This window comes from Amycolatopsis mediterranei (genome assembly GCF_026017845.1).
Lineage (GTDB): Bacteria > Actinomycetota > Actinomycetes > Mycobacteriales > Pseudonocardiaceae > Amycolatopsis > Amycolatopsis mediterranei.
In genome coordinates this window covers 8,935,601-8,947,188 of the sequence record NZ_CP100416.1, presented here as the reverse complement: position 1 = coordinate 8,947,188, position 11,588 = coordinate 8,935,601, and the positions used below count along the sequence as shown (strand labels likewise).

Sequence of the window (11,588 nt, the reverse complement as noted above, 5' to 3'; positions counted from 1 at the left end):
CGGTCTCCCACAACGACGTGAGGATCACCGGCCGCGGCGCGAAGACACTTTCCGATCAGCCGGTTCCGGCCGGGCCTTCCGTTGATGAGGTGGATGGACATGCTCCTGAGTCGTCGTCGCGTCGTCACCGTGGGAGCCGCCGGTCTGGCGGCCCCGCTGGCCGGGACCGCAACCGCGGTCGCCGACCCCGTGGGGACCACCGGCACCGTGTTCGACGTCCGCAAGTTCGGCGCTGCCGGTGACGGCACGACCATCGACAGCGACGCCGTCAACCGGGCCATCGACGCGGCGGCGAGCACCGGTGGCACGGTGTACTTCCCGCCCGGGAAGTACGCGAGCTACTCGATCCGGCTGAGGAGCCGGGTCGCGCTGTACTTCGACCAGAACGCCACCCTGCTCGCCGCCAAGCCGGCGGGCGGGCGCGGCTACGACCCCGCCGAGCCGGGGGCGGGCAACCCGTACCAGGACTTCGGGCACAGCCACTGGCACAACAGCCTGATCTGGGGCGAGGGCGTCGAGGACGTCACCCTCCACGGCCCGGGCCGGATCGACGGCTCCGGCCTCGTCGCCTCGGGGGACCAGGAATCCGCGCCACTGCAGGGGAACAAGGCGATCGCGCTCAAGCTGTGCCGCAACATCGCGATTCGCGACCTGACCATCGTCAACGGCGGGCACTTCGCCGTCCTGCCCACCGGCGTGGACAACTTCCGCATCGACGGCCTGGTCATCGACACCAACCGGGACGGCATCAACCTCGACTGCTGCCGCAACGTGCGCATCGCCAACACGACGGTCAACTCGCCCTACGACGACGGCATCGTGCTGAAGAGTTCCTACGCCCTCAACCAGCTGCGAGCGACCGAGAACGTCACCATCGACAACTGCCTGGTGAGCGGCTACGACCTCGGGACGCTGGTCGACGGGACGTTCCGGACCGGCCCCTACTCCCGCGTCGGCCGGATCAAGTTCGGCACCGAGTCCAACGGCGGGTTCAAGAACATCGCCATCTCGAACATCGTCTTCGAGTACTGCCGCGGGCTGGCGCTGGAGACCGTGGACGGTGGGGTGCTGGAGGACGTGACGATCAGCAACCTCACCATGCGGCACGTGCAGACGCCGATCTTCCTCCGGCTGGGCGCCCGGATGCGCGGTCCCGCCGGGATTCCGGTCGGCACGCTGCGCCGCGTCAGCATCAGCGACGTCGTCGCCGCCAACACCGACCCCCAGTACCCGTCGACCATCGCCGGCATTCCCGGGCACAACGTGGAGGACATCCGGATCAGCAACGTCCGGCAGCACACGGCCGGCGGCCTGACCCCCGCCGACGCGGTGGCGAACCCGCCGGAACTGGAGACCGGCTACCCCGAGCCGGCCATGTTCGGCACGCTGCCGGCCTACGGCTGGTTCATCAGGCACGCCAGGGGGCTCACGTTCGACAACGTCGAAGTCCGCTACGAGCGGACCGACACCCGGCCGGCCCACATGCTCAGGGACGTCACCGACGCCGACTTCCACCACGTCCGCGCGGACAAGGCCACGGGCGTCCCGACCTTCACACTCGACGCCGTGCAGGACTTCCGGGTGACCACCAGCCGTCCGGTACCCGACACCGTCCTCGACCGCGTCGACCACCGGGACCTGTGAGCACGCGGCGGTCGCCGGGGGAACGCCGGCGTCGACACCGGTAGGACGCCCGGTACGGGGAATTACCGCCGGACGGCCGCTTGCACGCGTCACCGGTGCGCTCGGCGTCCGGCGGCTCTCCGCAGCACTACGCCAAGCCCACGATCGCCTGCTCAACGCCAACGAGCGGGAAGACTTCCGCCGCGCGGGCCGGGAAGGTTCGCAAATAGGTAGCCCAGTCCGCTCGGCAGCTGTCGCAGAGTTCGACGCCGCCGAACCGGCCGAGTGGTTCGGCGCCGTAAGAGAGGCGGTGGCGGCAGTGGTCGCAGTGCGCGTCGGCGGCGCTCTCCAGCATGTCGGCCAAACCGGGAAACATCAGTTCTTCGCTGCGGGCGACCACGTTCGCGTAGCGGACGCTGTGGGTGCTCTTCTCGGTCACGTCGACACGATGCCAGAGTTTGATGTTCTGGCGGGTCTGAGCCACCACGTGCTCGGTCTCGGGCCTCCCGATCGTCAGGTCCTCCTCGGTGAACCGGTATCTCCGCATCATCATGTGGATCGGCCCGCCGAAATATCGCAGGAAATTGATGGTGGCCCGGTGCGCGGGCGCGCGTGCCCATGCCACGTCCAACGCCCAGAGGGCTTCCCGGCAGCGGCGATAGGACTCGGCGCGCAGTTCGTGACCGACGTAGGCGAACGTGCTGTTGGTCTCCCCCTCGGCGCGGTGTTTGTAGTACGCGACCGCGTCGTAGAGGGTGTCGCCGAGCTCAGTGAGGATCTGGAACTCCTCCTCACTGAACCATGTGTCGGTGATGTCGTTGCACGCCATGGCGGCGGCTATCGTGAACCGTGCGAGAGCGTCGCTGTCACGGAGGCGGAACCAGTCCTTGGGGGACCGGGTAAGCGCGTTCACATACCGGCGGAACAGTTCCGAGTTGCATCGCTCACTCGATTTGTCCGCGGTGATGAGGAGGAAGGTGCGGTATTCGCGGGCCATCTCCTCGTGTCCGGGAGTGCCCGCGAACACGGTGTCGAGCAGTTCGTCCAGGTCGTAGCCCAACAGGTTGTCGCCTGCGGCCACGTCCACCAGACCGCCGCGGAACTCTGCGATGATCCCGATCACGATGATCCGGGTGAAGGCGATGTACCGATCCCAGTCGATGAACTGGGGTATCACGCATCGGGTGTACTCCCACGCGCAGGCCAAGGTCTCGGCGACGATCTCCTCGGGAAGGTCGGTGCCCTTCAGATCGTCCTCGATGTCACGCGGATAGAACCAGTTGTCCCGAGGCTCGGCGCGAGTCATGAGCATGCTCCCGGGGTCGCCGCTTGCGGACGCATGCGCAGGGTCCGGGGACCGAGCACCAGACTTTGCGCGGGACGTACCCGCGAACCCGGCAGCGACCGCATCGACCACCGATGTGTGATGGTCGACAGCATCACCATGGCTTCGGCAAGCCCGAAGGTGTCGCCGACGCACCGGCGCGCGCCACCACCGAAAGCGAACAGCGCCCCGCGCGGCGGTCGCAGCGGCTCCCCATCGCCGTCCCACCGGTCGGGCCGGAAGTCTTCGGGGTCCGCGAAGTGCGCACCCTGGTGTTGAACCACGTAGGGGCTGTAGACCACGGTGGTACCGTCCGGAAGGAAATGCCCGCCGAGCCGCGTGTCCTTCGTGGTGATCCGGGTGAGCAGGGGAACCGGGGGGAACAACCGCACCGTCTCGAGGATGACGTTGCGCGCCAGAGTGAGCCGCGACAGATCGTCCAGTGTGGTGCCTGCGACACCGGCCGCTTCGGCGCGCAGCCGTCGTTCGATGTCAGGATTCCGTGCCACCAGGTGCAAGGCCCAGCTCACCACGTTCGCCGTGGTTTCCGTGCCGGCCAAGAGGAAGGTGAGTACCTGGTCGTGGATTTCGGCGTCGGACAGGCCTGGCGCGCCGTCGTGCGGGTCGCAGAAGGCGAGCAGGCCGGACAACAGGTCGGCGTGGTCGGTGTCGCTCGAACGGTAGTCGGCGATGACTTCGGTGACGATACGCCTGAGCCGTTCCTGTGCGCGGTGATACCTCCGGTTGGCCGGTAGGGGGACCTTGTCCAGCCTCCGGGGAAGGATCGAACGCCACACCACACCCGCCAGCACGACGTTCATGTCCTCGATCATCTGCGCCATGACCGAGGAGGGCAGGCCGCTGGGTAGCATCGTGCGCGCGGTGACGGTCTGCATGTCGGCATGGACGTCCACGGCCCGGCCGTCCCGCCAGTGCCCCAGCACCTCGTCGATCTGCTTGCTCATCACCTGCAGGTACCCGGGCAGCCGGTCGCGGTGAAAGGACGGCTGCACCAGGCGACGCTGCCTTCGGTGGTCACGATGGGCGCAGCTGACGAGTCCGTTGCCCCCGGTCTCCCGGATGCGGTCGTACAGGTAGCCGCCCTTGTCGAACGTGCGGTCGTCCTGCAGCACCTGGTGGGTCAATTCGGCACTGGTGACGACCAGTGCCTGCCAGGGACCGACGCGGACCCGGACGAGATCCCCGTACGCTGGCAGCTCTCTCAGGAACTCCAACCTGTTGTGCACCAACGGAACCAGATGACCGATCAGCGGCAGGGCGCCGGGCGCGACGACGGCTGTCATTCCCGCTCGTCCTGACCCTCGGGTGCGCGGCCATGCTTCCACCGGCCGGTGGCGACCAGTTTCCCGGCAGGGACGGTGCCTTCCACCACGGTCACTTGCTCTCCCGGTCTTGTTCGCACTGATCGCGTGTATTCGCCGGGTCCCGTGCGAGGACGCTCGTTCATGCGTTCGGACAGCATTGCTGCACCTTCGGTCAACCGCGCGGCCGTATTCCGCACAACTGGAGCCTTGCGGAAAGCAGGCTAGTGCTGCCCAACGCCCCTTTGACCGTCCGGGAAGGCGACCTGGGACTTTCGGATCGGTAAGAGTTCCCTGAGATTTACGCTGAACGGCGGGCAGGCGCTCACGCGATTCACGCAGCCGCTGGCGGCGACTTTTCGTAGTCGCCAGAACTCGGGATCTCGATTGCGAAGTGCCGCTGTCGACTGTCCCAGAAATGGATCGACGTGTCAATCGCGGGCAACGAGTCCGTCTATGTGCCGGTTGTACCCTTCGCGTTTGGACGTCGACCAGAACGACTCCGCTGCGCTGTTTGTCCCAGCGATCCCGGTCTCGCCTATCGACCGGCGCAGCCCGCGCGGTCGTTCCAAGATCGTTGATCAGGTTGTGAGTCCGAGGATGGTGAAGGGCCGGTGCATGTGGCGGGGTCCCCGACGTCGAGCCGATCACGAGGGTGTCAGGTCGCGGAAATGGTCGTCCAGTTGCTGTTGCACCCGTGCAGCGTCCTCCCCGCGGCCCAGTTGCCGGTACCACTCCAACGCCTCCCGCAACACCGCGCGGGCCTGATCAGGTTGGCCGAGGGCCGTGTACGGCCGGCCCATCGCGTCGAGATTCTTTGCGACTTCGTAGGTGTGGCCGATGGCGCGGCGCAGGGTGAGGGCCTGCTGGTAGTGGCAGATGGCCTGACGGTGGCGGCCGGTGTGGTGATCGATGTAGCCCAAGCTGTCCAGGGTGATCGCTTCACCGTCGGGGTCCTGGTGGTGGCGCTGCAGGGTCAGCGCGGCCTGGCAGTGCCGGCGGGCCTGCTCGTACTCGCCGAGCTGGGCGGAGAGCCAGCCCACCATGTTGAGCGTGGCGGCGTGCCATACCGGATCGTCGAGGGAGCGAAACAGGTTCAGGGCGTGGGTGGCCTGCTCCAGGGCCAGTCGGTTGTCGCCCTGCTGCTCCCAGACCCGCGCGAGTGCGTGATGGGCGTGGGCCTGGTTGGTGTGGTCGTGGTATTGACAGGCGATTGCGAGAGACCGGCGCAGGTGGTCGATCGCCTCCTCGAGTCGCCACAGATCTGCGTAGGCACGTCCGAGACGCTGGTGAGCACGGACGTGGATGTCGGGGTCGGGGAGGTGTTCCGCGGCCACCGCACCTGTCCGGCACACGGCGAGGAGGTCGTGGCGGTGTCCCCGGCGGTGGTGGAAGGTGAACAGGGTGCAGGTCAACTGCCACACGGTCTGGTGCCACCCGTTCGAGATCGCGGCACGATGGGCGGCCAGCAGGCACGCGTGCTCGGTGTCGAACCAGGCCAGGGCCGCCGAGGCATCGGACAACGGGTAGGGAAGGCAACCGGGTGGGGGCGGATCGAGCCGGATGGGCTGGCGGTGGGGGTCCAGGAGCTGGTCGGCGGCGTCGGCGGTGTGCAGGTAGAAGGCCACAACCCGGCGCAGCGCTGCCTCCCGGTCGGCATGGGGCTGATCCTGGCGGGCCTGGTCGGCGGCGTAGAGCCGGACCAGGTCATGCATCCGCCATCGGCCAGGAACATGCTGGTGCACCAGGGAAACCTGGTCCAAGGCGCGCAACACGCGCCGGGCCGCGTCGATGGGCAAGCCGGTGAGGCAGGCCGTGGCCGGCAAATCGATGTCCGGTCCCGGCGCGAGACCGATCAGCCCGAACGTCCGCGCCCCTTCGGGGGTGAGGGCGCGGTAGGACCACGACAGCACCGCCGGTACGCCGACGGCCTGATCGGTGTCGTCCAGAGCGCCCAACCGCGTCGAGGCGTCGCGCAGTTCGGCGGCCAGTGCCGCCAACGGGAATTGCGGGTGGGCTCGGGCCTGACTGGCGACAATGCTCAACGCCAGCGGGAATCCTCCGCAGCAGGCGATCAACTCGGCCATCGCACCAGGTTCGGCGGCCGGCCGCTGGGCCCCCAGCCGAGCCTGCAGCAGTTGACGAGCTGCGGATTCGGAGAGCACGTCCATCGTCAGCGGGTGGGCGTCGTGTGCGGTCACCAGCCCGGACAGCCGGCTGCGGCTCGTGACGAGCACCGCGCAGCTGGGGCTGCCCGGAAGCAGCGGTGCGAGCTGGGCCGTGTCGCGGGCGTTGTCCAGTACGACCAGCATTCGTTTGCCGGCGAGCAGACTGCGGTACAACCCCACCTGCGCGTCCAGTTCGGCCGGGATGGCCGAGGGCTCGACGCTCAGAGCCGCCAGGAATCCGCGCACCGCCGTCTGTGTGGTCAGCGGGTCGCCGGTAGGGTCGAAGCCGCGAAGATTTACGAACAGTTGCCCGTCGGGGAAACGGTCGATGTGCTGGTGAGCCCAGTGGAGGGCGAGCCAGGTCTTGCCGATGCCGCCGGTGCCGCCGATGGCGGAGATCACCACCGTGCCGCCTGGTTCGGCTTGGGCCCGCATTGCCGCGGTGAGTTCGGCGAGTTCGGCGACCCGGCCGGTGAACGGCCGCGGTGGGGCGGGCAGTTGGCGGGGCACGGGTGCACGTTCGGTGCCTACCGGGGTGGCTACTGCCGGCTCGGCGGTGAGGACGTGGTGGTGCGCCTGCCACAGCGGTGGGCCGGGGTCGATACCCAGGTGTTGCTTGAGCTGTTCGTAGCGAGCCAAGGCGTTTGTCCGGCGCCCGCTTCGGTGGCGGGCGGGCACCACCTGGCCGGCCAAGCGCTCGTCCTGTTGCCGTGCCCGGTCGACCACCTCTGACACCTTCGCCGGCAGCTCGGCCGGTAGGTGTCGCTTCGACGCGAACGGCGCTGTCGAGGCTGTTTCCCGGACGAGCATCGCGTGTGCCTCGGCCAGATCGGGTCCGGGGGCGACGCCCAGTTCTGCGGCGAGCAGTTTGCGGGTCAGGTCGTATACGGCAAATCCCTTGTCCCGCTGTCCGGACGCTGTGTACATCCGGACGAGCATGGCCGCGAGGGCCTCGTCGAGCGGGTGCGTCGCCGTCTCCTCGATGACGACCGGCAACGCTTCGGAGGCACGTCCGGTTGTGAGCAGCGCCTCGGCGTAGGCCAGCACCGCGTCGCGCCGTGCCTCGAACAGCGTGAGAACCGTCGGGTGGCCTACGAGAGCGGGCAGGTCGGCGAGTGGCTGCCCATGCCACAACCCGAGCGCCTCGCCCAGCATCGCCGCCGTCTGATCCGACCGGCCCGCCTGGCGTTCCTGCTCGGCGGCCTGTACCTGGCGGTAGAACCGGTCCACGTCACTCTGATCCGGTGAGATCCGCAACGCATATCCGTCGCCGACCGTAGGAATCCGCTGGCTGCGCGCGTACGCGTGCCGCTCCGGGTCGAGCACTCGCCGCAGGTGTTTGACATGCGTCTGGATGATGTTCGTCGCGCTCGGTGGCGGCGTGTCACCCCATAACGCGTCAACCAGCGCTGTCCGCCGAAGAGCCCGGCCCCTGGCCAGCGCGAGAACCCCGAGCAGGGCCCGACGGCCCGGTGGACCTAGATCGAGTTCCTCTCCGTCCTGCCACACCCGCACGGGCCCCAGCACCTGTACATGCACAGCCACCTCCAGTTGCGCAGCCACAGATCGCCCACTCTTCGCAGCGATTCACGTACTGTCAATAGGGGAGGGCCGGAAGCAACAACGTCCGGTGCTCTGACGGTTCTGGGTGATTCGGGCCGGACAACGCCGGCCCTTCGCAACACGGAACGCCTGTCGCCGGAACGGTTTCGCACATGGTGCGGACCGGTCCTCTCCGCCGCGCGGCGAAGAGGACCGGTCCAGTCGGTTGTCGCGTTCTCAGTTCAGGCGAGCTGGTTGGCGCCGAAGTTGACCAAACTCGCGGGCGGGCCGCAGATGGACCGCGCGTTGTAGGTGCCGACTGCGCGCATGATGCCGCTGAGCAGGTGGCGTCCGTCCGTGCAGTTCACCCAGAGCTGGATGGCGCCCTGCGTCACGTTGCAGGTGAAGTCGATGACGTAGTACGGGGAGACGCTGTAGTAGTTGCAGGTGAAGACCGCATTGACGGTGTCGGTTCTCGCTTCGCCGCTGCTGAGCTGCTTCGAGGTGTCGGTGACGGGCTTGGGGAAGGTGCTCCATCCCGCAGTCGCCGAGGTGTCGCCCCCGGATGCGGCGGACGCCGCACCCGGGGCGACCACGAAGGCGGCAATGAGTGCTACCAGGACGACCAAGGGCTTCGCCACCGAGGAGGCGATGAAGCCGTGAGCAAGGAATTGCCTACGCATAGAGCATCTCCTGGAGTCGATCGGCCGGAACGGTTCCCGGGTTGGGGACCACCCGGTGCTGACGAGCACCAGCCTGCTGCGCCACCTTGGATGCCGACTGGACGTTGATTGGACGCGTGCGTCAGCACGACCACTTCTGCGTTTCTCGACCCCCGGGCCGCCGGAGAAGCCGGCCGGGCCGACGGGCTCGTCAGTGGCGAGGTCACCGTGGAAGGCCCGGCAGCGTCGTGGTCGCGCCGGCTGGCCACCACCGGCTACTACTCGCTCCAGGTCGGTCCGGAGTTGAGCGATGCCTGAGCGACCGTCCGATTTCTTCACCGATGTCAGCGCGTCGATGCGGGCAACGGCGCGCCGTTCGTCCCTGCCGGGCGGAGGTTTCGAGAATGGGTCGTCGTCGACCGGGACAAGGCTCAATGGCGATCGTGACGTGCGCCTGGTCACCGACCCTTGCAAGCCGCTATGCAGGATGGGGAATACTTATCAGCGGGAGCTCAAGTATCTTAAGGATAAGGGCTACACGTGGCAGTGGATTGATGATTACTGGCAGGTATTCCGGGGGCGGCCATGAGTGCCAAGTCGCCCGGACGGAGGCTGTGCCGGGGCAGGCGCTTCCTCGGCGGTTTCCAGTTTGTCCATAAAGCCACGCTGACGATCCTCGAGTCCACTGTCCGTCGACGGGCCGCCGCATGGCCGGGCGCCGCCGAACCCCGCTTTGGCCGGTCAAAGCCGCATGTTGGGGTCCTCGGTCACCGATCGCAGTGCCGTCACTGTCGGGTGGCCCTCGGCCAGGAGCCGGGCGTCGCTGCCCGGCGGCAGATCGCCCTCGACGACGACGGCGGTGAGGCTGATCGCTCCGTCGTCACCGTTCTCGACGTGGCTGCGCACCGTCCCGAACTCGGCCAGCCCGGCCCGCCGCGGCGTCCCCACCTCGGCCCGGTTCGGTACGTTCAGGTTGAGGACCGTCCCGGCCGGCATTGCGGCGAGCCGGTCGAACAGTGTCGCCGCAACGGTGACCGCGGTGTCCCAATGCTGGTGCGGACCCGGCTCGAGCCCCACGTCGAGGGACACGGCGAGTGCGCGGGCCCCGTTGAGTGACGCGGTCAACGCCGCCCCGACGGTTCCCGAGTGCAGGACCGCGCGGCCGACGTTCGCGCCGCGGTTCACCCCGGACAGCACGACCTCCGGCGGCTCGCCGAACGCTCCCTGCGCCGCCGCCAGCGCGATCAGCCCCGGATGCGCCGCGACCGCGTGGGCGGGCACGTCCGGCAGGCCCGGCAGCTGCCGCTGCTCGACGGTGATCCGGCCGTCGTCCCCGGCGGCGGACAGGCCCGCGCTGGTCCCGCTGGCCTCCTCGGCGGGCGCGGCGACGACGACCGTCCAGCCGTGCGCCACCGCGCCGCGGGCGAGCGCCGCCAGTCCCGGTGAGCCGATGCCGTCGTCGTTCGTGATCAGTGCCCGCATCCGGTGTCCTCCCAGTTCTTGAGGCGCACGCGCCGCGCCAGCTCGCGCACTGCTGCGCTGCTGCCCGATCCGAGGCCGTGTCGCGTCACGTTCACCGCTCCGGCCGCCGCTCCGAGTTTCAGCGCCTCTTCCAGCGACCGGCCCTGAGCCAAGCCGACCGCCAGTCCCGCGGTCATCGAGTCGCCGCCGCCGCGTGGGTCCACCGGCGTCAGCTCGGGCGACTCCACCAGCCACAGCTCATCTTCGACGAGGGCGAGCGTGTCCTCCGCCGCCCGCGACACGACGACCGCGCGCGCCCCACACTTCGCCACCTCGCGGCAGCTTTTCGCGAGGTCGGGCAGCGTGTCCGACTCCGCCAGCCCGTCGGTCACCAGTTCCTCGTGGCTGACCTTCACCACCTCCGGGCCGCCCGCGAGCGCCCGGGCGAGCCGTTCCCCGGACAGGTCCACCACTACCCGGGCTCCCTGGCCGGCGAGGTCCCGGGCGAGCCGCTCGTACACCGAGTGGGGCACCGGGACGTCGTCCTCGGCCGGGCCGCTGAGCACGGTGACGTCCGCACCGAGGCCCGCGACCAGCGTCAGCTCGTAGAGGTCGTCCAGCTCGTGCCGCGACAACGCGTCGGCCGGCATCCGCACCACCTCGTCGCGGTGGCCCTCCCGCCGGTCGTGCACGTAGGCGCCGTTGCGCGCGGCGACGTCCCGGATCTGGAGCTCGACGCCGATCAGGTGTCGCAGCACCTGCCCGGTCTCCCCGCCGAGCGCGCAGCACAGCACCGGGGTGGCTCCCAGCGACTGGATCATCCGCGACTGCCACACCCCCTGCCCACCCGCATGCACGTGGACGTCCGGCACCCCGGCGGTCTCTTCCACAGTCACCGTCAGCTGGGGGGACGGCGCGAACACCGCCACTCGACCCTCGGTCATGAAGATCTGATACCCGTTTTGCCCGATTGTTATCGCGGGTCTTCTTCGGTGCCCGCGTCTTCCGGGATGATCACATCAGGTCCGGTCTCGCCGGCGCCGAACCCCTCGGCGGTGTTCGGCGCCCCCTGACCGGGGTCGGCGGCCGCGATGTCCTGCTCACCCAGCTTCGGGTCCGGCTCGAACGGTGAAGTCGTCATGTCGGCCGCATACCCGGCCCGCGGGGAATTCATGCGCGTCAGGGCGAGCCTGTCCGGGGCTTCGACGCGATTCCCGCGACCCAGTCGGAACCGGCGGCGGGCATTTTCCGTTGAAGTTGTTGCTTGGTAAGGGAAATTCGCGCACTGGCCGTGGTATTTCGTCCTCGGTGCACCAGTTAGCGGTTGTTGGGTCTGTGTACGTCCGCTGGTCATCGAACCGCGCCGCTGCCGTGTCTTTCGCCGTCTTGGCTCTCGGTGTTCCCGGACGCTGGAGGCTTCGAGATGAGACCAAGCAGGCGAACGAAGGCCAGGACGGTGCTGGTGGCCGCGGGCGGGCTGGCCCTG

Annotated in this window: 8 protein-coding genes; 1 reads left to right on the top strand and 7 read right to left on the bottom strand. The window is 68.6% G+C overall.

Annotated features, from left to right (window positions below):
- Positions 1 to 93: 93 nt before the first annotated feature.
- Positions 94 to 1,644: a rhamnogalacturonidase gene (locus ISP_RS40435; protein WP_013229566.1), complete on the top strand. Its 1,551-nt coding sequence runs from the start codon at positions 94 to 96 to the stop codon at positions 1,642 to 1,644.
- Between the two features lie 127 nt (positions 1,645 to 1,771).
- Here ISP_RS40435 and ISP_RS40430 read toward each other — a convergent pair whose 3' ends face one another.
- The 7 genes from ISP_RS40430 to ISP_RS40400 form a co-directional block, all read right to left on the bottom strand.
- A complete protein-coding gene (locus ISP_RS40430; RefSeq protein ID WP_013229565.1) occupies positions 1,772 to 2,929 on the bottom strand; it encodes a hypothetical protein in 1,158 nt (385 codons plus the stop codon).
- Positions 2,926 to 4,251 carry a cytochrome P450 gene (locus ISP_RS40425; protein WP_013229564.1) on the bottom strand — a complete coding sequence of 442 codons (1,326 nt, stop codon included), beginning with the start codon at positions 4,249 to 4,251 and terminating at the stop codon, positions 2,926 to 2,928. Before ISP_RS40425 ends, ISP_RS40430 begins: the two co-directional genes overlap by 4 nt.
- A gap of 665 nt (positions 4,252 to 4,916) precedes the next feature.
- Positions 4,917 to 8,000, bottom strand: coding sequence for an AfsR/SARP family transcriptional regulator (locus tag ISP_RS40420; RefSeq protein ID WP_230468577.1), 3,084 nt, complete (start codon positions 7,998 to 8,000; stop codon positions 4,917 to 4,919).
- Between the two features lie 221 nt (positions 8,001 to 8,221).
- On the bottom strand, positions 8,222 to 8,662 hold the full coding sequence (locus ISP_RS40415) for a hypothetical protein (protein WP_230468576.1): 441 nt from the start codon (positions 8,660 to 8,662) through the stop codon (positions 8,222 to 8,224).
- Positions 8,663 to 9,382: 720 nt separating this feature from the next.
- Positions 9,383 to 10,123, bottom strand: coding sequence for a 5'/3'-nucleotidase SurE (gene surE / locus ISP_RS40410; protein ID WP_013229561.1), 741 nt, complete (start codon positions 10,121 to 10,123; stop codon positions 9,383 to 9,385).
- Positions 10,111 to 11,031 carry a PfkB family carbohydrate kinase gene (locus tag ISP_RS40405; protein ID WP_013229560.1) on the bottom strand — a complete coding sequence of 307 codons (921 nt, stop codon included), beginning with the start codon at positions 11,029 to 11,031 and terminating at the stop codon, positions 10,111 to 10,113. Before ISP_RS40405 ends, surE begins: the two co-directional genes overlap by 13 nt.
- Before the next feature lie 44 nt (positions 11,032 to 11,075).
- Positions 11,076 to 11,243 carry a hypothetical protein gene (locus ISP_RS40400; protein ID WP_230468575.1) on the bottom strand — a complete coding sequence of 56 codons (168 nt, stop codon included), beginning with the start codon at positions 11,241 to 11,243 and terminating at the stop codon, positions 11,076 to 11,078.
- Positions 11,244 to 11,588 lie beyond the last annotated feature (345 nt).

Coding starts and splice junctions, on each gene's coding strand:
- ISP_RS40435 (WP_013229566.1), top strand. CDS start 94: ATGGACATGCTCCTGAGTCGTCGTCGCGTCGTCACCGTGGGAGCCGCC.
- ISP_RS40430 (WP_013229565.1), bottom strand. CDS start 2,929: ATGACTCGCGCCGAGCCTCGGGACAACTGGTTCTATCCGCGTGACATC.
- ISP_RS40425 (WP_013229564.1), bottom strand. CDS start 4,251: ATGACAGCCGTCGTCGCGCCCGGCGCCCTGCCGCTGATCGGTCATCTG.
- ISP_RS40415 (WP_230468576.1), bottom strand. CDS start 8,662: ATGCGTAGGCAATTCCTTGCTCACGGCTTCATCGCCTCCTCGGTGGCG.
- surE (WP_013229561.1), bottom strand. CDS start 10,123: ATGCGGGCACTGATCACGAACGACGACGGCATCGGCTCACCGGGACTG.
- ISP_RS40400 (WP_230468575.1), bottom strand. CDS start 11,243: ATGACGACTTCACCGTTCGAGCCGGACCCGAAGCTGGGTGAGCAGGAC.